The 18,729-nt window shown below is 61.6% G+C and carries 22 protein-coding genes; 10 read left to right on the forward strand and 12 right to left on the reverse strand.

Features of this window, described 5'->3' with window-relative positions:
* Position 1 precedes the first annotated feature (1 nt).
* The 4 genes from ftsE (at position 2) to ACOCLD_RS04555 (ending at position 3,329) form a co-directional block, all read left to right on the forward strand.
* Positions 2 to 673 carry a cell division ATP-binding protein FtsE gene (gene ftsE / locus ACOCLD_RS04540; RefSeq protein WP_233683376.1) on the forward strand — a complete coding sequence of 224 codons (672 nt, stop codon included), beginning with the start codon at positions 2 to 4 and terminating at the stop codon, positions 671 to 673.
* Positions 670 to 1,689: a permease-like cell division protein FtsX gene (ftsX, locus tag ACOCLD_RS04545; RefSeq protein ID WP_233683377.1), complete on the forward strand. Its 1,020-nt coding sequence runs from the start codon at positions 670 to 672 to the stop codon at positions 1,687 to 1,689. The genes ftsE and ftsX overlap by 4 nt, the downstream gene beginning before the upstream one ends.
* A gap of 113 nt (positions 1,690 to 1,802) precedes the next feature.
* Positions 1,803 to 2,657, forward strand: coding sequence for an RNA polymerase sigma factor RpoH (gene rpoH, locus ACOCLD_RS04550; RefSeq protein ID WP_233683378.1), 855 nt, complete (start codon positions 1,803 to 1,805; stop codon positions 2,655 to 2,657).
* 144 nt (positions 2,658 to 2,801) lie between these two features.
* On the forward strand, positions 2,802 to 3,329 hold the full coding sequence (locus ACOCLD_RS04555) for a hypothetical protein (protein ID WP_422911014.1): 528 nt from the start codon (positions 2,802 to 2,804) through the stop codon (positions 3,327 to 3,329).
* Position 3,330: 1 nt separating this feature from the next.
* Here ACOCLD_RS04555 and mtgA read toward each other — a convergent pair whose 3' ends face one another.
* Positions 3,331 to 4,068, reverse strand: coding sequence for a monofunctional biosynthetic peptidoglycan transglycosylase (mtgA, locus tag ACOCLD_RS04560; RefSeq protein ID WP_422911015.1), 738 nt, complete (start codon positions 4,066 to 4,068; stop codon positions 3,331 to 3,333).
* Between the two features lie 67 nt (positions 4,069 to 4,135).
* Here mtgA and ACOCLD_RS04565 point away from each other — a divergent pair, with 67 nt between their 5' ends.
* The 6 genes from ACOCLD_RS04565 (at position 4,136) to ACOCLD_RS04590 (ending at position 9,327) form a co-directional block, all read left to right on the forward strand.
* Positions 4,136 to 4,522, forward strand: a complete 387-nt coding sequence (locus ACOCLD_RS04565) for a DUF423 domain-containing protein (protein ID WP_422911016.1) — start codon at positions 4,136 to 4,138, stop codon at positions 4,520 to 4,522.
* 102 nt (positions 4,523 to 4,624) lie between these two features.
* On the forward strand, positions 4,625 to 4,825 hold the full coding sequence (gene thiS, locus ACOCLD_RS04570) for a sulfur carrier protein ThiS (protein WP_422911017.1): 201 nt from the start codon (positions 4,625 to 4,627) through the stop codon (positions 4,823 to 4,825).
* A 57-nt stretch (positions 4,826 to 4,882) separates the two neighbouring features.
* Positions 4,883 to 5,677 (forward strand): thiazole synthase, encoded by a 795-nt coding sequence (locus ACOCLD_RS04575; RefSeq protein ID WP_160085806.1) that lies wholly within the window; start codon positions 4,883 to 4,885, stop codon positions 5,675 to 5,677.
* Between the two features lie 146 nt (positions 5,678 to 5,823).
* The gene (gene trmB / locus ACOCLD_RS04580; protein ID WP_422911018.1) at positions 5,824 to 6,543 is read left to right on the forward strand and encodes a tRNA (guanosine(46)-N7)-methyltransferase TrmB; all 720 of its coding nucleotides are present in this window, start codon (positions 5,824 to 5,826) and stop codon (positions 6,541 to 6,543) included.
* A gap of 182 nt (positions 6,544 to 6,725) precedes the next feature.
* Entirely contained in the window at positions 6,726 to 8,069 is a 1,344-nt protein-coding gene (locus ACOCLD_RS04585) for a DUF1329 domain-containing protein (protein ID WP_422911019.1), read from the forward strand.
* Positions 8,070 to 8,247: 178 nt separating this feature from the next.
* Positions 8,248 to 9,327 carry an NAD(P)-dependent alcohol dehydrogenase gene (locus ACOCLD_RS04590; protein ID WP_422911020.1) on the forward strand — a complete coding sequence of 360 codons (1,080 nt, stop codon included), beginning with the start codon at positions 8,248 to 8,250 and terminating at the stop codon, positions 9,325 to 9,327.
* Positions 9,328 to 9,335: 8 nt separating this feature from the next.
* Here ACOCLD_RS04590 and ACOCLD_RS04595 read toward each other — a convergent pair whose 3' ends face one another.
* From ACOCLD_RS04595 to ACOCLD_RS04645, 11 genes are all read right to left on the reverse strand, one after another.
* A complete protein-coding gene (locus ACOCLD_RS04595; RefSeq protein WP_090250148.1) occupies positions 9,336 to 9,659 on the reverse strand; it encodes a DUF3392 domain-containing protein in 324 nt (107 codons plus the stop codon).
* 30 nt (positions 9,660 to 9,689) lie between these two features.
* Positions 9,690 to 10,844 (reverse strand): radical SAM family heme chaperone HemW, encoded by a 1,155-nt coding sequence (gene hemW, locus ACOCLD_RS04600; protein ID WP_422911756.1) that lies wholly within the window; start codon positions 10,842 to 10,844, stop codon positions 9,690 to 9,692.
* Positions 10,845 to 10,846: 2 nt separating this feature from the next.
* Positions 10,847 to 11,443 carry an RdgB/HAM1 family non-canonical purine NTP pyrophosphatase gene (rdgB, locus tag ACOCLD_RS04605; protein WP_422911021.1) on the reverse strand — a complete coding sequence of 199 codons (597 nt, stop codon included), beginning with the start codon at positions 11,441 to 11,443 and terminating at the stop codon, positions 10,847 to 10,849.
* Positions 11,440 to 11,859: a DUF4426 domain-containing protein gene (locus tag ACOCLD_RS04610; protein ID WP_233683388.1), complete on the reverse strand. Its 420-nt coding sequence runs from the start codon at positions 11,857 to 11,859 to the stop codon at positions 11,440 to 11,442. Before ACOCLD_RS04610 ends, rdgB begins: the two co-directional genes overlap by 4 nt.
* Positions 11,860 to 11,897: 38 nt before the next feature.
* Complete coding sequence (metW, locus tag ACOCLD_RS04615) at positions 11,898 to 12,518, reverse strand: methionine biosynthesis protein MetW (protein WP_233683389.1); 621 nt, start codon at positions 12,516 to 12,518, stop codon at positions 11,898 to 11,900.
* A gap of 3 nt (positions 12,519 to 12,521) precedes the next feature.
* Positions 12,522 to 13,661, reverse strand: coding sequence for a homoserine O-succinyltransferase MetX (metX, locus tag ACOCLD_RS04620; RefSeq protein ID WP_233683390.1), 1,140 nt, complete (start codon positions 13,659 to 13,661; stop codon positions 12,522 to 12,524).
* Positions 13,662 to 14,020: 359 nt separating this feature from the next.
* Complete coding sequence (locus ACOCLD_RS04625; RefSeq protein ID WP_422911022.1) at positions 14,021 to 16,003, reverse strand: dynamin family protein; 1,983 nt, start codon at positions 16,001 to 16,003, stop codon at positions 14,021 to 14,023.
* Positions 16,004 to 16,194: 191 nt separating this feature from the next.
* A complete protein-coding gene (locus ACOCLD_RS04630; RefSeq protein ID WP_422911023.1) occupies positions 16,195 to 16,536 on the reverse strand; it encodes a DUF167 domain-containing protein in 342 nt (113 codons plus the stop codon).
* A 13-nt stretch (positions 16,537 to 16,549) separates the two neighbouring features.
* Positions 16,550 to 17,140, reverse strand: a complete 591-nt coding sequence (locus tag ACOCLD_RS04635; protein ID WP_422911024.1) for a YggT family protein — start codon at positions 17,138 to 17,140, stop codon at positions 16,550 to 16,552.
* 9 nt (positions 17,141 to 17,149) lie between these two features.
* Positions 17,150 to 17,968, reverse strand: a complete 819-nt coding sequence (gene proC, locus ACOCLD_RS04640) for a pyrroline-5-carboxylate reductase (protein WP_422911025.1) — start codon at positions 17,966 to 17,968, stop codon at positions 17,150 to 17,152.
* A 36-nt stretch (positions 17,969 to 18,004) separates the two neighbouring features.
* Positions 18,005 to 18,691 carry a YggS family pyridoxal phosphate-dependent enzyme gene (locus ACOCLD_RS04645; RefSeq protein ID WP_422911026.1) on the reverse strand — a complete coding sequence of 229 codons (687 nt, stop codon included), beginning with the start codon at positions 18,689 to 18,691 and terminating at the stop codon, positions 18,005 to 18,007.
* Positions 18,692 to 18,729: the final 38 nt, after the last annotated feature.

The following is an 18,729-nucleotide window of genomic DNA, read 5'->3' on the forward strand; positions in this document are numbered from 1 at the left end:
GATGATCAAATTCGAGCAGGTCGGTAAGCGCTACCCCAACGGCCACGTCGGGCTGCACGAACTGAGCTTCCACGTCCGGCGTGGCGAGTTTCTCTTCGTCACCGGTCATTCCGGGGCGGGCAAGAGCACGCTATTGCGCCTGCTGCTGGCGATGGAGCGACCGAGCAGCGGCAAGCTGCTGCTGGCCGGACAGGACCTGTCGCACATTACCAATGCACAGATCCCGTTCCTGCGCCGGCAGATCGGCGTGGTGTTCCAGAACCACCAGCTGCTGTTCGACCGCAGCGTGTTCGACAACGTGGCGCTGCCGCTGCAGATTCTCGGCCTGTCCAAGGACGAAATCGGCACCCGTGTGCGTACCGCCCTGGAGCGCGTGTCGCTGGCCGACAAGGCCGAGCAGTTCCCTGGCGACCTGTCCACCGGTCAGCAGCAGCGCGTCGGCATTGCCCGCGCCGTAGTGCACCGCCCGGCCTTGCTGCTGGCGGACGAACCTACCGGTAACCTCGACCCGCGTCTGGCCGCCGAGATCATGGGCGTGTTCGAAGACATCAACCGGCTGGGCACTACCGTGTTGATCGCCAGCCACGACCTGGCCCTGATCGCGCGCATGCGTCACCGCATGCTGACCCTGCAACGCGGCCGACTGATTGGTGATGGGGAGGCTTCTGTATGAGTGCCACACGCATGCCGCCTCCGCAGCCGGCGCAACGCGTCGGTGCGGCGCCGAAGAAATCCGAGGCGCCAACCCCGGGCGATGACGGCCCAAGCTTTACCCATCAGCTACATGCCTGGCTGGAAAACCACCGCGCCAGCCTGGTCGACAGTCTGCGCCGTCTGGGCAAACAGCCGATCGGCAGCTTCTTTACCTGTCTGGTGATGGCTGTGGCCCTGAGCCTGCCCATGGGCCTGGCCTTGTTGCTGGATAACGTCGAGCGCCTGGGTGTGTCCTGGCAGCGTGCGGCACAGATTTCCCTGTACTTGCAGATCGACGCCAGCGAAGCCCAGGGCCAGGCGCTGCGTGAGCAGATCGCGGCGATGGACGACGTTGAAGAAGCCGAATGGATCAGCCGCGAACAGGCGCTGGCCGAGTTTCAGCAGCAGTCGGGGCTGGGTGAAGCGCTCAAGGAATTGCCGGATAACCCGCTGCCTGGGGTGATAGTGGTCACGCCGCAGCAGGTCGACAAGATCGCCCTGGAAGCCCTGCGCCTGCGCCTGGCCGAGTTGCCACGGGTGCAGCAGGCGCAGCTGGATCTGCTCTGGGTCGAGCGCCTGAGCGCCATGCTCAAGCTGGGTGAGCGCTTTGTTTTCGGCCTGACCCTGCTGTTGGTGATGGCGCTGCTGCTGGTGATCGGTAACACCATTCGTCTGCATATCGAGAACCGCCGTACCGAGATTGAAGTGATCAAGCTGGTTGGCGGCACTGACAGCTATGTGCGTCGTCCTTTCCTTTATATGGGCGCGCTGTACGGGATTGGCGCGGGCGTGTTCGCCTGGCTGTTGCTGGCCTTTGGCCTGGACTGGCTAAACGACGCCGTGGTGCGTCTGGCCGGTTTGTATGGCAGCGACTTCGCCCTGGATGGCGTGCCGATGGCCGATGGTCTGTCGCTACTGCTCGGCGCGGTGCTGTTGGGCTATATTGGCGCCTGGCTGGCCGTGGCAAGGCACTTGAGCGAGCTGGCCCCTAGGTAGTAAGTTATTGTTTTGATTGATATTGACTATGTGTAAGGGAACTTGTACCGCGGTATAAAGTCCCATGGGGCAGTGCTAGACTGCTCCACGATCTCGTAAGTCGGAGGATTCAAATGTCCACTTCTTTGCAACCTGTTCATGCTCTGGTTCCGGGTGCCAACCTGGAGGCATACGTGCATGCGGTAAACGGCATCCCGCTGTTGACCCCCGAGCAGGAGCGTGAACTGGCTGAAAATCTCTATTACAAGCAGGACCTCGAAGCCGCCCGGCAGATGGTGCTGGCTCACCTGCGTTTCGTTGTGCATATCGCCCGCAGCTACTCCGGTTACGGTTTGGCCCAGGCTGACCTGATTCAGGAAGGCAACGTCGGCCTGATGAAGGCGGTCAAGCGTTTCAACCCGGAAATGGGCGTGCGCCTGGTGTCGTTCGCCGTGCACTGGATTCGCGCCGAAATCCACGAGTTCATCCTGAAAAACTGGCGCATCGTCAAAGTCGCTACCACCAAGGCGCAGCGCAAGCTGTTCTTCAACCTGCGCAGCCAGAAGAAGCGTCTGGCCTGGCTGAACAACGACGAAGTGCATGCCGTGGCCGAGAGCCTGGGTGTTGAGCCGCGTGAAGTGCGCGAGATGGAAAGCCGCCTGACTGGCCATGACATGGCCTTCGATCCGGCTGCCGAAGCGGATGACGAAAGCGCCTTCCAGTCGCCGGCGCATTACCTGGAAGACCACCGCTACGACCCGGCGCGTCAGCTGGAAGATTCCGACTGGAGCGACAGCTCCACCGCGAATCTGCACGAAGCGCTGGAAGGCCTGGATGAACGCAGCCGTGACATCCTCTACCAGCGCTGGCTGGCTGAAGAGAAAGCCACGCTGCATGACCTGGCCGCCAAGTACAACGTCTCGGCCGAGCGCATCCGTCAGCTGGAAAAGAACGCGATGAACAAGCTCAAGGGCTCGATCGCTGCGTAAATCGCGTTACTGTCAGAAGCCGCACCCAGGTGCGGCTTTTTTCTGCCTAAGGAAAAGCCCGTGAAATTACCGCCCATACGTCTGCAGCACTGGTTGATCTTTGCCGTTGTCGCGGCCCTTTTTTTTGCCTGGGGTGCGTGGCTGATGAGTCGGCAGTCTGCAGCGCAACCAGTGTCTTGGCTGGCGCAATGGCAAACCGAGGTGCTCACGCCGCTGGCCGATGATCGGCTGAGCCTGGTCCACCTGAACGATGCGCTGGAAGGTGAACTTTGGCTGCAGCCGAACCTGGATGGCGCACGCCTGCTGTATCGCGGTGAGCTGCTGGACGGCGATGAAAAGTGGTCGCTGGAGGCGGAAGTCGGTCTGGATAAGAGCGAGCGAGAAAGCTTGCTGGCCGCTGCTGGGCTAAAGCCGACGGACAAGGAGCAGCCGCTGGGCAGCCAATTGCTGGTGCCTTTGGCCAATCGTCCGATTATTGCCTTGACCCTGTTACCACCGGAGCCGCTGGATGTTGCGCGATTGGTCGCCAGCATCGGTCAGCCGCGTCTGACCCTGGAGCTGGCCGAGGGGCAGGCTTGGGTCTATCCCGAGCTGGGCATGACCGCGCACCTGCAGAACGACGAGTTGTACTTCCTCTATGCCGTGCCGCGGCATCTGCTGAAACAGCGCTGAGCTAAACGCCCTTTAACCAGTCCGGCCACCAGTCGGGGCGGCTGGGTTGCAGGCGGTTGAGGTAATGACTGCCGCCCAGTTGCCACATTTGCTGACGAATCCAGGCCGCCCGGCGGCTGATATGCGCACTCGGACGGCTGGCGCTCCACTCACGCGGGTTGGGCAGTACGGCGGCGAGCAGGCTGCTTTGCTGGCGTGACAGATAGGGTGCGCCGACCTTGAAGTGATGGCGCGCCGCTGCTTCGGCACCGAACACGCCATCACCCCATTCGACGCTGTTGAGGTAAACCTCAAGAATTCGCTGCTTGGGCCAGAGCAGCTCGATCAGGCCGGTAAACCACACTTCCATGCCTTTACGCAGCCAGCTGCGGCCGGACCAGAGAAACAGGTTCTTCGCCACTTGCTGGCTAAGGGTACTGGCGCCGCGCAGCGAGCCACCTTGCTGGTTGTGCTGCAGAGCGGCCTGGATGGCCGTGACGTCGAAGCCCCAGTGCTCGGCGAACTTCTGATCCTCAGCGGCAATCACTGCCATCTTCAGGTCGTCTGGCAGCTCCGCCCAGGGACGCCAACTGCGTTGCAGGTCGATGGGCTTGCCGTCGCCCCAGGACTCGATCTTGCGCTCGACCATCAGCGCGGTGCCGGGTGGCGGTACCCAGCGCAATAACAACACCAGCAGAACCGAGCCGACGATCAGCCAGAGCAGGAGTTTGAGCAGGCGACGGAGGAGGGATCGAAACATGCGTGCTTGGCCGGGATGAGTTTGCCGGCCATTATAGCCAGCCCTATTTATATAGCTGGAGTGATGCATGGCTCGTCTGTGGTTATTGCTGTCTGCCTGCGCCGGTTTTACTGGTGTTGCCCTCGGTGCCTTTGCTGCCCATGGACTGAAGAGCCAGCTGACATCGGCCTATCTCGCGGTGTTTCAAACCGGCACCCATTACCAGCTGGTTCACGCCTTGGCGCTGTTCGGGGTTGGCTTGTTAGCCATCTTGCGGCCCGCGCCGCTGGTCAATTGCGCCGGCGCGCTGTTTTCTCTGGGTATCGCGCTGTTTTCCGGCAGCCTGTATGCACTGACCTTGAGCGGTATCAGTGCGTTGGGCATGGTCACGCCCTTCGGTGGTGTGGCATTTCTCGCTGGTTGGCTGTGCCTGGGTCTGGCGGCCTGGAAGCTGGGTGCGCGCAGTAACGCCTGACCCGTAAGTCAGAAAGCAGGACGAGCGGCAGCCTTTAGCCTTGGTCAGCGCCCATGATCAGGCTAGAATGCCGGCCCTTTTCTCAGTTGTGACCGAGCCGTCATGCGTATTCAGTTAAACGGTGAAGCATTCGAATTGCCCGACGGTGAAACCGTATCCGGGTTGATCGAGCGTCTGGACCTGACCGGACGGCGCGTGGCGGTCGAACTCAATCTGGATATCGTGCCGCGCAGCCAGCATGCCAACACCGCCTTGCGCGAGGGTGACCAGGTTGAGGTGGTTCACGCCATTGGCGGTGGTTGATCCCCGCTCATCGGTTTATCGCGTTCAGACAGCCGCCCACTTTCACGAGGATTACCCATGAGCCATGCGCCCAGCGACAAGCCCTTTACCCTGGCCGGTCGTACCTACCAGTCGCGTCTGCTGGTCGGTACCGGCAAGTACAAGGACCTCGAAGAAACCCGCCTGGCCATCGAAGCTTCGGGTGCCGAGATCGTTACCGTGGCAGTGCGCCGGACCAATATCGGGCAGAACCCGGGCGAGCCGAACCTGTTGGATGTGATCTCGCCGGACACGTACACCATCCTGCCGAACACCGCCGGCTGCTATGACGCCGTCGAGGCGGTGCGTACCTGCCGCCTGGCCCGTGAGCTGCTCGACGGCCACAAGCTGGTCAAGCTGGAAGTGCTGGCGGACCAGAAGACCCTGTTCCCCAACGTCATCGAAACCCTCAAAGCTGCCGAAGTGCTGGTTAAAGACGGTTTCGACGTGATGGTGTACACCAGCGATGACCCGATCATCGCCCGCGAGCTGGCGGCCATGGGCTGTATCGCGGTGATGCCGCTGGCCGGCCTGATTGGCACCGGACTGGGTATCTGCAACCCGTACAACCTGCGCATCATCCTGGAAGAGGCTACCGTTCCGGTATTGGTCGATGCCGGCGTGGGCACTGCGTCCGATGCCACCATCGCCATGGAACTGGGCTGCGAGGCGGTGCTGATGAACAGCGCGATTGCCCATGCGCAGAATCCGATTCTGATGGGCGAAGCGATGAAACACGCGATCATCGCCGGGCGTATGGCCTACCTGGCTGGGCGCATGCCGAAAAAACTCTATGCCAGCGCTTCTTCGCCGCTGGATGGCCTAATCAAGTAAGGACTACGATTTGCTGCGCGTCGGCCCTGCTGCGTTAGAAACAGGCTCGGAATGCTCATGTACAAAAGTACACTCCGCTTCCTCGCCTGTTTCTGCCTTGCATAGCTCTAGCTCGCGAAATCGTAAAAGCACTTTAAGAGCACAGCATGACTGAATTGCAGCAACAGCCTGAGCCGGCTGAAGACACCTCCAAGCATCGCGCGATCAAGAGTTTCGTGATGCGCGCCGGGCGTATGACCGAAGGCCAGCAACGTGGCCTCGATCAGGGCTGGCCGAAGTTCGGTCTGCAGCTGGAGGATGGCCTGCGCGATTTCGACCAGGTGTTCGGTCGCAGTGCACCGCGTACCTTCGAGATTGGCTTCGGCATGGGCCATTCCACCCTGGAAATGGCCGCCGCCTCGCCCGAGCAGGACTTTATCGGCGTGGAAGTGCACCGTCCGGGTGTTGGCGCGCTGCTCAACGGGCTGATGACGCAGAACCTCAGCAATATGCGCGTCTACAGCTGCGATGCGATGGACGTGCTGCGTAATTGCGTGGCCGACTCCAGCCTGGATCGGCTGCTGCTATTCTTCCCAGACCCCTGGCATAAGGCCAAGCACAACAAGCGGCGTATCGTGCAACCAGCGTTTGCCGAGCTGGTGCGGCAGAAGCTCAAGGTCGGCGGTGTGCTGCACATGGCCACCGACTGGCAGCCCTATGCTGAATACATGCTGGAAGTGATGAACGCGGCACCCGGCTATCAGAACCTGGCCGCCGATGGTCAGTATGTGCCACGCCCGACAGAGCGCCCGACTACCAAGTTCGAGCGTCGTGGCGAGCGGTTGGGGCATGGCGTATGGGATTTGAAGTTCCAGCGCATTGACTGATTGATCCACGCGCTGAGGTAACGGCGCAGCAAGACCATAAGCCCAGGGATGACTGCACTAGATCGGACTAATCCGACGCCCGCCAGGATGGCTCCTCACCAAGACGGCATATTTACCCGGCTACCACAGTCGGGTCATAAGAACAGCAGCCCTGCCTCTGGCCAGGCTGCGAGGAGATCGCTGTGTTGAGAACGCTTTCAATTCTGCTGCTGGCAACCTGCGCGCTACAGGCGCAGGCCAAAGTCGACAGTGCTCAGGCTGCACGCCTGGGCCAGGACCTGACGCCGCTGGGCGGTGAGCGCGCGGGTAACGCCGCCGGCACCATCCCCGCCTGGGACGGTGGCCTGGCGCAGCCGCCGGCCAACTACCAGCCTGGCATGCACCACCCGGACCCTTACAGCGCCGATGTACCCTTGTACCAGGTCAACAGCCAGAACCTGGCGCAGTACCAGGCGCAACTGCCGGCCGGCCTCAAGGCGCTGCTGGAAAAGAACCCGGACTACGCCCTGCGCGTATTTCCGACCCGGCGCAGTGCGGCCGCACCGCAGCGGATCTATGACGCCACGCGCTTCAATGCGCTGAACGCCGAGCTGATTTCCGGTGGTAACGGCGTGGCCGGTGTAGCGGCCGGGATTCCTTTCCCGTTGCCGCAGACCGGCCAGGAAGCCATCTGGAACCACATCATGCGTTACCGTGGCGACCAGATCAGCTTCGTCACCAACCAGGCCGCAGTACTGAGCAACGGTGCCTATAACCTGCTCAAACTGGAACGTGACATCTACTTCCTCTACGGCCGTGAAGGTGTCAGCCCGCAGGACCTGGACAACACCCTGTTCTACTACAAGTACAAGGTGGTTGCGCCGGCCAAGCTCGCCGGCTCGGCGCTGGTGGTGCAGGAAACCCTCGACCAGGTACTGGCGATCCGCAAGGCCTGGCGCTTCAACCGTGGCGAGCGCCGCGTACGTCGTCTGCCGATGCTGGCCTACGACACCCTGCAGCCGGACACTAACGGCATGGCCACCGCCGACGTGGTCGACTCCTACAACGGTGCGCCTGACCGCTATGAGTGGAACCTGGTCGGCAAGCAGGAAATGCTGGTGCCTTACAACAGCTACGCCGTGCACCAGAAAGGCATTCCATACGACAACATTCTGCGTAGCAATACCGTGAATCCGGAACTGCTGCGGTATGAGCTGCACCGTGTATGGGTGGTCGATGCTGAACTGCGCAAGGGCTTCAGCCACCCGTATGCCAAGCGTCGCTTCTATATCGATGAAGACAGCTGGCAGATCCTCGCCGCCGACCTCTATGACAAAAGCGGCGAGCTGAGCGGTGTGCAGGAAAGCCATCCAATCAGCTATTACGACGTGCCGATGTTCGGCAGTACCCTGGAGACCATCTACGACTTCAAGGGCAAGCGTTACTTTGTTGACGGTCTGGATAACAACGAGCCGATGTACAACTTCAACGCCAAGCTGACGCCGCGCGATTTCACCCCGCAGGCGCTGCGCCGCGAAGGTAACTGAGCCTCGTCGCACTGAAAAGCCGCCTCTTGCAGGCGGTTTTTTTATGCCCGGCGATCGAGGCTGTGTGGCCTTGGAGCATTACGCGAACTGCGCCGGCCGTTGACACAGGACAAGTACGCCGGGCTTTCATCCGGCTACAGTCAAGGGCTCTGTGCTAGCGCATACAAGGAGCCTGACCATGAGCATGATGAAAGCAGCAGTGTTTATCGAGCCTGGACGCATTGAGCTGGTGGACAAACCCATTCCGTCAGTGGGGCCCAATGATGCGTTGGTACGGATTACCACCACGACGATCTGCGGCACCGATGTGCACATCCTCAAGGGTGAATACCCAGTGGCCAAGGGACTGACCATCGGCCACGAACCGGTTGGCATCATCGAGAAACTGGGGAGCAACGTACAGGGTTACCACGAGGGGCAGCGGGTGATCGCTGGAGCCATCTGCCCAAGCTTCAGCTCCTACGCTTGTCAGGACGGTTATTCCTCTCAGGATGGCGGCTGCAGCTGCCATGGCTACAAACCCATGGGCGGTTGGCGCTTCGGCAACAGCATCGACGGCACCCAGGCCGAGTATGTGCTGGTGCCAGACGCTCAGGGCAACCTGGCCCCAGTGCCGGATGGCCTGACTGACGAGCAGGTGCTGATGTGCCCGGACATCATGTCCACCGGGTTTGCCGGTGCAGAAGCCGCGAATATCAAGATCGGTGATGTGGTCGCCGTCTTCGCCCAGGGGCCGATTGGCTTGTGCGCCACGGCCGGGGCCAAGCTGCGCGGGGCGAGCACCATCATCGTGGTCGATGGTGTCGAGCAGCGCTTGCAGATTGCCCGGCAGATGGGCGCGGACATCACCCTTAACTTCAATCAGGTCGATGTGGTCGAAGAGATCCTGCGTCTGACCGGTGGCCGTGGTGTGGATGCGGCCATCGAGGCATTGGGCCTGCAATCTACTTTCGAAAGTGCGCTGCGGGTGCTCAAGCCGGGTGGCACGTTGTCCAGCCTGGGGGTGTATTCAACGGATCTGGTGATTCCCCTGGCGGCGTTTCATGCCGGTTTGGGTGACCACAAGATCGTTACCTCACTGTGCCCGGGCGGTAAGGAACGCATGCGTCGGCTGATCAATGTGGTGGCCTCCGGGCGCGTCGATTTCGGCGCGCTGGTGACACACCAGTATGCGCTGGATGACATCGTCGCCGCCTATGATCTCTTCGCACATCAGCGCGATGGCGTGCTCAAGGTGGCGATCAAGCCGTTTGCGTAAGTGCTGAGTCAGCTGCGGTCGGCGAGGATGCCGATGATAAAGAACACCAGAATTAGCACCGGGGCCAGGGTGAAGTTGTTGAAGAAACTCAAGCCTTTGGCCAGATACGGTGTGGCGAAGACGATCAGCAGGCCGTAGCCCACTGCGCAGAGCAGCACGAAGATCAGCGTGCGGAAGATGAAGTTCATGCTGCTGGTGTTGCGTTGTACCCAGGCATTGATGCCAGGGCCGAACAGCACCAGCAGGGTGGCCATGATCGCCAGGGAAATATCGTAGAGGTGGCTGCGGCTCCAGCGCGACAGGGTGACGATCAGGTCGAGTAGCAGGTCCATCCGGTGTCCTTAGCCGTGGCGGCGTGTGCGTCAGGGTAGAAAATACTGCAGCAGGTCGTTGAGAAACAGCTGGCCTTCGCGGGTGGCGCACAGGCGTGTCGGATCGCTATGCAGCAGACCGCGCTTTTGCGCTTCAATGCGCGCTGCGGCGAGCTGGCTGAGCGGCAGGCCGGTTCGTTGAGTGAACAGTTCGCTGGCGACGCCGTCCGTGAGGCGCAGCACATTCATCAGAAATTCGAAGGGCAGTTCATCAGCGCTAAGAACGCGTTCGCCGGCGCTGAAGCGTTTGCTGCGGTCTAGATAGTCTTTGGGCAGGCGGGTTTTCCAGCTACGGCTGATGCGCCCGTCCGGCTGGCTGAGTTTGGCGTGAGCGCCGGCGCCGATGCCGAGAAAATCGCCGAAGGTCCAGTAGTTCAGGTTGTGCCGCGCGGCCTTGCTGGCCTGGGCGTAGGCCGACACTTCGTACTGCGCGTAACCTTCAGCGGCCAGCAGGGCCTGTCCGGCTTCCTGAATGTCCCAGAGAATATCGTCCTCCGGCATCACCGGCGGCTGGTTCCAGAACACCGTGTTCGGCTCCACCGTCAGTTGATACCAGGACAGGTGCGTCGGCCCTTGGGCAATGGCGGTGCGCAGATCGCTGAGGGCATCCTCGATGGACTGATCCGGCAGGCCGTGCATCAAGTCGAGGTTGAAATTGTCGAAGCCGGCGGCGCGTGCCATATCGGCTGCATGCACCGCTTCGTCGCCGTCGTGGATGCGCCCCAAAGCGATCAGCTTGGGCGCCTGGAAACTCTGCACGCCAATCGACAGGCGATTGATGCCCAGGCGGCGATAGTCCTTGAACTTGGCCTGTTCGAAGGTACCGGGGTTGGCTTCCAGGGTGATTTCGATATCGGCGGCAAACGGCACGCGCCGCTCCACGCCTTCAAGCAGGCGGCCGAGGGCTTTGGCCGAGAACAAGCTGGGGGTGCCGCCGCCAAAGAAGATCGAACTCAGCGGGCGGTTGTATACCTGCGCCAGATCGGCATCCAGATCGGCCAGCAGGGCGTCGACATATTCTTCTTCCGGCAGGTTGGGCCCGGCGGTGTGGGAGTTGAAGTCGCAATACGGACACTTCTTCACGCACCAGGGAATGTGCACATAGAGTGCAAGGGGCGGCAGCGCGAAGCCACCGCCGGACGCCATGGTCATGCCAGACCCAGCCGCTGTTTCAGCAGTGCCATGGCACGGGCGCGGTGGCTGATCTGGTTTTTCTCGGCAGCCGGCAGCTCGGCGCTGGAGCACTCGCGCTCGGGCACCCAGAACAGCGGGTCATAGCCAAAGCCTTCGACGCCTTGTGCGGCGTGCAGGATGCGTCCGTGCCAGAGACCTTCGCAGATGATCGGCAGTGGATCGTCGGCATGCCGCACCAGCGCCAGGCAGCAGACGAACTGCGCGCCGCGTTCGGCGTCCGGCACCTCTTTCAGCGCTTCGAGCAGCTTGGCGTTGTTCGCCGCGTCACCCTGGCCATCGGCGTAGCGCGCCGAATAGATGCCCGGCGCACCGCCGAGAAAGTCCACGGCCAGGCCGGAGTCGTCGGCCAGCGCTGGCAGGCCCGACAGACGTGCAGCGTTGCGCGCTTTGAGGATGGCGTTCTCGATAAACGACAGGCCGGTTTCTTCCGGCTCGATCATCGAGAATTCTCCGACCGAACGCACACGTACGCTGCTGCCGAGCATGGCTTGCAGCTCCTTGAGTTTGCCGGCGTTATGGCTGGCGAGTACAAGCTCGTTGAAATGCATCATTCGTCTGGGAAGAATTCCTGGTTGAAGTCGAAGCTGTGCGCCACGCCATCGGCGGCACGCACGTTGATGGTGAAGCGCAGCATCTCGCGCTGGGTGAAGTTGAATTGCGCCAGGTAATAGATGGCGTCACCTTCATTGACCTGCTTGAAGGTCAGTGGTTGGCTGCGGCCGACCAGGTCCTTCACTTCGCCACTGACGCTGGCGCTGCTGGCTTTGCCGGCCTTGAGCACGGAGATGTTCACCACACCCTGGGTCTTGCTGCGCACCAGGCTGTTGGCGGCGGCGATGTCCGGCTGCAGAAAGCTGGAATTGAAGGCGATGTAGTGCACGTCGAGGTCGCCGAAGGTCTGCTTGCGTTCAGCCAGCGCGGGCAGGCTCAGGCACAGGGCGATCAACAGTAATGCGATGCGACGCATAGGGGTTCTCCAGGTAGCAGTCTTGCGAGGCAGATCGTCTAGTTGGCGATCTGCACGTCTTTGGCGGTGGGCCCGCTGATCCGGTAAATGCCGATTTCACCTAACAGATTAGGCCAGATGCGGCTGGCCCAACCGTGCCGGTGGTCGCGGTCCACGGCCAAACGATCCATGACTTTCGCACCTTGATCGTGGCAGAGGTTTTCGAAGTCCTCGAAGGTGCAGAAGTGGATGTTCGGCGTGTTGAACCAGGTGTATGGGAGGAAATCCGACACCGGCATGCGGCCCTTGGTGGTGAGGTACCAGCGGCACTGCCAATGGCCGAAGTTGGGGAAGGTGATGATGCAGGTCTTGCCGACCCGCAGCATTTCCGCCAGCACCTTGTCCGGGTAATGCAGGGCTTGCAGCGACTGGGTCATGACCACCACGTCGAAGCTGTTGCTGGCGAAGTTGCCCAGCCCCTTGTCGAGGTTCTGCTCGATCACGTTGACGCCCTTGCTCACGCACTGGGCGATGTTGTCCGCATCGATTTCCAGGCCGTAGCCGGACACCTGCTTGTGTTCGGCCAGCCAGGCGAGCAACTCGCCATTGCCGCAGCCCAGGTCGAGGACACGGCTGCCTGCGGGAATCCACTCTTGGATGATTTCGAGGTCCGCGCGCATGACTTACACCTTGATCCGTTTCATATAGCTGTCGAATGCCTGCAGATAACGCGGAATCGGCATCAGGAAGGCGTCGTGGCCCTGGGGCGCATCGATTTCCAGGTAGCAGACGTTTTTCCGCGCGGCGGTCAGCGCATCGACGATTTCCCGCGAACGTGCCGGCGAGAAACGCCAGTCGGTGGTAAAGGACATCACGCAGAAATCTGCCGTGGCCAGTGCCAGGGTCTTGGCCAGGTCGCCGTCAAACGCGGCCGCCGGATCGAAGTAGTCCAGTGCCTTGGTCATCAGCAGGTAGGTGTTGGCGTCGAAGCGTCCGGAGAACTCCTCACCCTGGTAACGCAGGTAGCTTTCCACCTGGAATTCGACACTGTGGAAGTCGTAGTTGAGCTTTTCGCTCTTCAGGCCACGGCCGAATTTTTCGCCCATGGCGTCGTCCGACAGGTAGGTGATGTGCCCGACCATGCGCGCCAGCATCAGCCCGCGTTTGGGGATCACGCCCTGTTCCTGGAAGTGCCCGCCATGGAATTGCGGGTCGGTGAGAATCGCCTGGCGCGCCACTTCGTTGAAGGCGATGTTCTGCGCCGACAGCTTGGGTGCCGAGGCAATGGCCAGGCAGTGGCGCACGCGCTCGGGGTAGCTGATGGTCCATTGCATGGCCTGCATGCCGCCGAGGCTGCCGCCGATCACCGCGGCCCACTGGCTGATGCCGAGGTTATCGGCCAGTCGCGCCTGGCTGTGCACCCAGTCTTCCACGGTCATTACCGGGAAGTCGGCGCCGAAGGGTTTACCGGTGGCCGGATTGATGCTGCTGGGGCCAGTAGAACCGTTGCAGCCGCCGAGGTTGTTCAGGCTGACGACAAAGAATTTGTTGGTGTCGATGGGCTTGCCGGGGCCGATGCAGCTGTCCCACCAGCCCGGTTTACGGTCTTCTGCACTGTGATAACCGGCGGCATGGTGGTGGCCGGAGAGGGCGTGGCAGATCAGCACGGCGTTGCTTGCCGTGGCATTCAGCTGACCGTAGGTTTCGAAGATCAGTTGGTAGTCGGCCAGGCTGCGTCCACAGGCGAGCGCCAACGGCTCGGCGAAGTGCATCACTTGGGGCGTAACCAGGCCAACAGAGTCTTGAGGAAAGGCAGTCGACATCAACCCTGCTCGCAATAAAGAAAGGCCGCAGTCTAGGGGCTGTTCCCGTTTCGTCGCAAGCCGCGTTGCTGTGCAAAATCTCGCCAGGCTAGGCGAAGGACGCTGGTAATGGTGTTCCCTTGCCAAGTCCTTCAACACCGCATGGCGAGATTTTTCGCGCAACCCGAAGGGACGGGCCTGTTTTAGCGCGAAGCTGTGTTTCTCGACACTCATTTGGAACGACCAAACCTCGTGTCTCGTGCCTTGCCTCGCGCTAAAACAGGCTCCGGTGCGGCCGCGCGCGAAACGGGAACAGACCCTAAAAGCACCGCCCCAGGCGGCAAGCGCATGGGGCGGCTGGGTAGTGCTGATGAGGGGGGCTATTCGCCGATGCTATGCGGGCGCGCAGCCCCTGGCAGATTGACCACCTTGCCCTGACGCTGCACCGGGGCAGGGCGGCGCAGGATGCGCAGCATGTCGTTAGCCTGCGCCAGTTGCTGCTCCAGTTCGCCACTGTAGCGGGCCAGTTGTTGACCGCGCTGGCGCGCCTGCTGGGTTTCCTGGGCCAGTGCTTTAAGCCGCAGCATGTGGGTTTCCAGCAGCTGCTTGTGCTCCAGGGTGTGCTGCATCAGCGGCATCAGCGCATCGCTGGCCCATTGTTCGGCTTCCTGGCGCATGCGTTGGTGCAGGCCGATCACTTCCTGCACCAGGGTGGCGAAGAAGCGTCTGGTCAGGCTGCGCTGTTCGGTCAGCAGGGTTTTCAGCTGCAGGCGGAACTGGTCGGCCTTGGCCTGCTGCTGCTTGAGTTCGCGCAGGTAGCGGTTGACGTTGAACTGCGGGGCGTCGACGCCGTGCAGCGGGTTTTCTTCGTTGTGCCGACGGTAGATGGCCGCGACCATCTTGTTGGCCATGTCGGCTTCCTGCGCCAGGTTGTGCAGGTCCTGCTCCACGCTGCGGAAGAAATGCAGAATGGCCTGGTTGATACCCAGGGTGGTCCAGCTGCCGGTGAGGTTTTTGCGCACCTTGTTCAGGTGTTCGTCCAGGCGCTCATGGCGGGCGGCATGGCGCAGCAGATCGCCCTGGCGCTTGAGCAGGCGCTGGTTGGTTTTCAGGCCGAGCAGGCGTTTGTGGTGCTGGCTGTGATCTTCCTTGGTCTTGGCGGTCAGCTCGAACAGCATCTGGCCGTTGTCGTGCTGATGGTTGCTCAGCAACGCCTGTTGTTCGTTGACCTTTTCCAGGCGCAGGTTGAGCACGTGCTGGCTGTTCTGCAGCAACCTCAGCACCTGATTGACCACGCGGTCTTCGAGCAGGCGTTCCTTCTGCGCAATGATGCGCTCGCAGAGCAAGCTTTCCAGGTTGTTCATCTGGCTGCGGGCCAGCAGTTCGGTATCCTTGCGCACTTTGGCCAGCATCGCCTGCTTGGCCGACAGCGGCAGCACGTCCTCGACGCGGATGCCGAGTTGGCGCGCGGTGCTGGTCTGGATCTGGCGGATGGCGTTCTGCACAAAGGCTTCGCCGGCCAGGTCATCCCAGAGCACGTCGATCTTGTTCAGCACGGCGAACAGGCTGGTCTGGGTGTCTTCGTCGAGCTGGCGGATGTGCTGTTGCCACACGGCCATGTCGCTGGCGGTTACGCCGGTGTCAGCGGATAGCAGGAAGATGATCGCCTGAGCGCTCGGCAGCATTGACAGGGTCAGTTCCGGCTCGCTGCCGAGGGCGTTCAGGCCGGGGGTGTCGAGGATGCGCAGGCCCTGGCGCAGCAGTGGGTGGTCGAAGTTGACCATGGCGTGACGCCAGGCCGGTACCAGCACTTCACCGGGTTTGCTGGTGCTTTCCAGCATGTCCGGGTGAAAGCCCAGGGCAATTGCCTGTTCCACCGGCATCGGCTTGGTCCGCGCCACCTGGTTGAAGGCCTGCACCATGTTGTCCGGGTCGCTGAGGTCCAGCGGGATATTTACCCAGTGCCGTGGAATGCGCTTGAACTGCGCGACGCTGGCTTCGGCGACGCGGGTTTCGATGGGCAGCAGGCGGATATAAGAGCGTTCCGAGCGTGGGTCGAAGAACAGCTCGGTGGGGCACATGGTGGTACGCCCGGCCTGGGACGGCAGCATGCGCTGGCCGTAAGAAGAGAAGAACAGGCTGTTGATCAGCTCGGTTTTGCCGCGCGAGAACTCGCCGACAAAGGCCAGGGTGATGTGGTCGGTGCGCAGCAGTTTCAGCGCGCGCTCAAGTTTGGCTTCCACGGCCTCGGAGTTCAGCCGATTGTTCACCAGCCAGCTGCGGTAGCGGGTGATCTCGCGCATCAGCTCGCGCTTCCAGGCGACGTAGGCATCGACCTGCTGACTGAGACGTTCCATGCTCATCCTGGGCTTTCCTCCGGTTGGCGCATTCAGTGTGGGGCGACTGGGGCTTGCGGCACCCAGGTTAAGTCGGGCACAGATTGAACGCTGTCACACAGCAAGCAGGTGCGGCAGATCACGCTTTAAAGCCTGTGGAATTACGCCAGATCCGCGAAGTTCGTGGATTGACCTGTTTGGCATTATGCGGGTCGCAGCTATGGCGTCAATTGCATGTCGTCGCACGCCCGCCTTATGGTCGGCCAGAGTGACTGAGCGGTCAGTGCGAGTTCGCTGGGCAGGCGTTGTGGTTGTTTGATGCGCACGCGTTTTTGCCGGCTCTGCTGGCCGCTTTCCAGGCTGACCTGGCTTTTGCTGACAGCAAACACGCTGGCCAGAAAGGCCAGCAGGTGGGCGTTGGCCTTGCCATCCACAGGTGGGGCCGTGAGGCGGATTTTCAGCCGATCACCGTGCAGCCCGGCGAGCTCATCACGGCTCGCTTTGGGCTGCAGGTGGCATTCGAGGATCAGGTCGGCGCCGTCCCAGCGAAAGTGGCTCATCCGGCGTTCGCAATCAGATCGCCAGGCTCAGACCTTTGTACATGCCGGTCATCACCGCCAGGTTGCGGATCACCAGCATGTCGATCAGGTTGAGAATCAGAAAGGCCACGATCGGCGACAAATCCAGCCCGCCCATGCTCGGCAGGATACGGCGAATTGGCGCGAGCAGCGGCTCGCAGATCTGGTTGATCAACATGGCAGTCGGGTTATGACTGCCTTGGGCGACCCAGGAGAGGATCACGCTGATGATCAGGGCAAAGAAGAACACCTTGAGGAACAGCGCGGTGACGCCAATGATCGACCAGACCAGCAGTTGCAGCGGGTTGTCCACGCCATAGCCGAGCAGCATCAGGGTCAGCGCCATCAGTACCAACTGCACCACGATGGCCAGCACCAGTGAGGCCAGATCAAGCCCGGCGAAGCTCGGGATTACCTTGCGCAGCGGTTTCAGCAACGGGTGGGTGGCGCGCACGATGAACTGGCTGAGCGGGTTGTAGAAATCCGCCCGTACCAGTTGCAGGATAAAACGCAGCAGCACAATCAGCAGGTACAGGCTGCCGATGGTTTGCAGGATATAAACGGCGGCGCTATCGAGTCCGGTCATGGTCGCTCCTTATTGACCCAGTTGTTCGGCCAGCTCGGCGGAACGCTGGGCGGCGGCAGTGAGGGCTTTTTCGACCAGGGCTTCGAAGCCGTTGGCCTGGAAGGTCTTGATCGCTGCTTCGGTGGTGCCGGCCGGCGAGGTGACGCGGCGGCGCAGTTCGCTGGCGTCAACATCACTGGCCACCGCCATGCGTGCGGCGCCCAGCGCGGTGTGCAGAGTCAGCTGGGCGGCGGTGTCGCGTGGCAGGCCGAGCTTCTCGCCAGCGGCGGTCATGGCTTCAATCAGCAGGAAGAAATACGCCGGGCCGCTGCCGGAGACGGCGGTGACGGCATCGATCTGTGCTTCCTGATCCAGCCACAGTGCCAGGCCGACGGCGCTGAGCAGTTGCTCGGCCTGCTGGCGCTGGGTTGGCGATACCTGGGCATTGCCATACAGGCCGCTTACGCCCTGACGCAGCAGTGCTGGCGTATTGGGCATGCAGCGCACAATGGCGCGCGGGCCGAGCCAGCTTTCCAGGCTGGCGCAGCTGATGCCGGCAGCAATCGACACCACCAGCTGCTGTTCGCCGATATGTGCGGCGAGATCCAGACAGACGTCCTTCATCACCTGCGGTTTGACCGACAGTACGATCACATCCGCGCCCTGGATCGCTTCGGCATTGGCTTCGAAGGTAGCGATGTCGTACTCGGCGCTGATCTTGCTGCGCTGTTCGGCGCCGCGGTCACTGGCGCGAATGGCGCTGGCGTCGATGCCCTGGGCACGCAGGCCGCCGATCAGGCTGGCGGCCATATTGCCGGCACCGATAAAGGCAATGCGGGGAGTGGTCATAACGGGCTTCCTTAATAAGGCTGAAGGCAAACTCAATCAGGTCTTGCTGTAATCACGCGCGCCGAATAACGCCGTACCGATGCGCACCCAGGTTGCCCCTTCTGCAATCGCCGCTTCCAGGTCATGGCTCATGCCCATGGACAAGGTGTCGAGGCCCAGGTTCAGGCTCTGCTGCAGCTCACGCAGGCGGGCGAAAGCGGCACGTTGCTCGCTGGGGTCATCGGTGGGCTCGGGAATTGTCATCAATCCGCGTAGGCGCAGGTTGGGCAGTTGTGTAACCGCTTGTGCCAGTTCTGGCAGCTCGTCCGGGTTGCAGCCGGATTTGCTGGCTTCACCGCTGACGTTCACCTGCAGGCAGATATTCAATGCTGGCAGGTGCGCCGGACGCTGATCAGACAGGCGCTGGGCAATTTTCAGGCGATCCACCGAATGCACCCAGGCGAAGTGCTCGGCGATGGGCTTGGTTTTGTTCGATTGGATCGGGCCGATAAAGTGCCAGGTCAGCGCCAGGTCGCTCAATTCGGCCTGTTTTTCCAGGGCTTCCTGCAGGTAGTTTTCGCCGAAGTCCTGCACGCCGGCGGCAAAGGCTTCGCGGATCGCGGCGGCGGGTTTGGTTTTGCTCACTGCAAGCAGGCCAACCGCTGCACAATCTCGCTGCGAGGCTTGCGCCGCCTCACGGATGCGCACTCCGACCTTTGCAATATTCTCTGCTATCGTGGACATTACTTGCGCCCGCCGCCTGGGTTTCGCGGCATTCTACC

This window comes from Pseudomonas cimarronensis, from assembly GCF_049331905.1.
In the GTDB taxonomy this organism is placed as follows: Bacteria; Pseudomonadota; Gammaproteobacteria; order Pseudomonadales; family Pseudomonadaceae; genus Aquipseudomonas.

Excerpts from the sequence above, each read along its gene's own strand:
- ftsE (WP_233683376.1), top strand. The coding sequence starts at position 2 with ATGATCAAATTCGAGCAGGTCGGTAAGCGCTACCCCAACGGCCACGTC.
- ftsX (WP_233683377.1), top strand. The coding sequence starts at position 670 with ATGAGTGCCACACGCATGCCGCCTCCGCAGCCGGCGCAACGCGTCGGT.
- rpoH (WP_233683378.1), top strand. The coding sequence starts at position 1,803 with ATGTCCACTTCTTTGCAACCTGTTCATGCTCTGGTTCCGGGTGCCAAC.
- ACOCLD_RS04555 (WP_422911014.1), top strand. The coding sequence starts at position 2,802 with ATGAGTCGGCAGTCTGCAGCGCAACCAGTGTCTTGGCTGGCGCAATGG.
- mtgA (WP_422911015.1), bottom strand. The coding sequence starts at position 4,068 with ATGTTTCGATCCCTCCTCCGTCGCCTGCTCAAACTCCTGCTCTGGCTG.
- ACOCLD_RS04565 (WP_422911016.1), top strand. The coding sequence starts at position 4,136 with ATGGCTCGTCTGTGGTTATTGCTGTCTGCCTGCGCCGGTTTTACTGGT.
- thiS (WP_422911017.1), top strand. The coding sequence starts at position 4,625 with ATGCGTATTCAGTTAAACGGTGAAGCATTCGAATTGCCCGACGGTGAA.
- ACOCLD_RS04575 (WP_160085806.1), top strand. The coding sequence starts at position 4,883 with ATGAGCCATGCGCCCAGCGACAAGCCCTTTACCCTGGCCGGTCGTACC.
- trmB (WP_422911018.1), top strand. The coding sequence starts at position 5,824 with ATGACTGAATTGCAGCAACAGCCTGAGCCGGCTGAAGACACCTCCAAG.
- ACOCLD_RS04590 (WP_422911020.1), top strand. The coding sequence starts at position 8,248 with ATGAGCATGATGAAAGCAGCAGTGTTTATCGAGCCTGGACGCATTGAG.
- ACOCLD_RS04595 (WP_090250148.1), bottom strand. The coding sequence starts at position 9,659 with ATGGACCTGCTACTCGACCTGATCGTCACCCTGTCGCGCTGGAGCCGC.
- hemW (WP_422911756.1), bottom strand. The coding sequence starts at position 10,844 with ATGGCGTCCGGCGGTGGCTTCGCGCTGCCGCCCCTTGCACTCTATGTG.
- rdgB (WP_422911021.1), bottom strand. The coding sequence starts at position 11,443 with ATGATGCATTTCAACGAGCTTGTACTCGCCAGCCATAACGCCGGCAAA.
- ACOCLD_RS04610 (WP_233683388.1), bottom strand. The coding sequence starts at position 11,859 with ATGCGTCGCATCGCATTACTGTTGATCGCCCTGTGCCTGAGCCTGCCC.
- metW (WP_233683389.1), bottom strand. The coding sequence starts at position 12,518 with ATGCGCGCGGACCTCGAAATCATCCAAGAGTGGATTCCCGCAGGCAGC.
- metX (WP_233683390.1), bottom strand. The coding sequence starts at position 13,661 with ATGTCGACTGCCTTTCCTCAAGACTCTGTTGGCCTGGTTACGCCCCAA.
- ACOCLD_RS04625 (WP_422911022.1), bottom strand. The coding sequence starts at position 16,003 with ATGAGCATGGAACGTCTCAGTCAGCAGGTCGATGCCTACGTCGCCTGG.
- ACOCLD_RS04630 (WP_422911023.1), bottom strand. The coding sequence starts at position 16,536 with ATGAGCCACTTTCGCTGGGACGGCGCCGACCTGATCCTCGAATGCCAC.
- ACOCLD_RS04635 (WP_422911024.1), bottom strand. The coding sequence starts at position 17,140 with ATGACCGGACTCGATAGCGCCGCCGTTTATATCCTGCAAACCATCGGC.
- proC (WP_422911025.1), bottom strand. The coding sequence starts at position 17,968 with ATGACCACTCCCCGCATTGCCTTTATCGGTGCCGGCAATATGGCCGCC.
- ACOCLD_RS04645 (WP_422911026.1), bottom strand. The coding sequence starts at position 18,691 with ATGTCCACGATAGCAGAGAATATTGCAAAGGTCGGAGTGCGCATCCGT.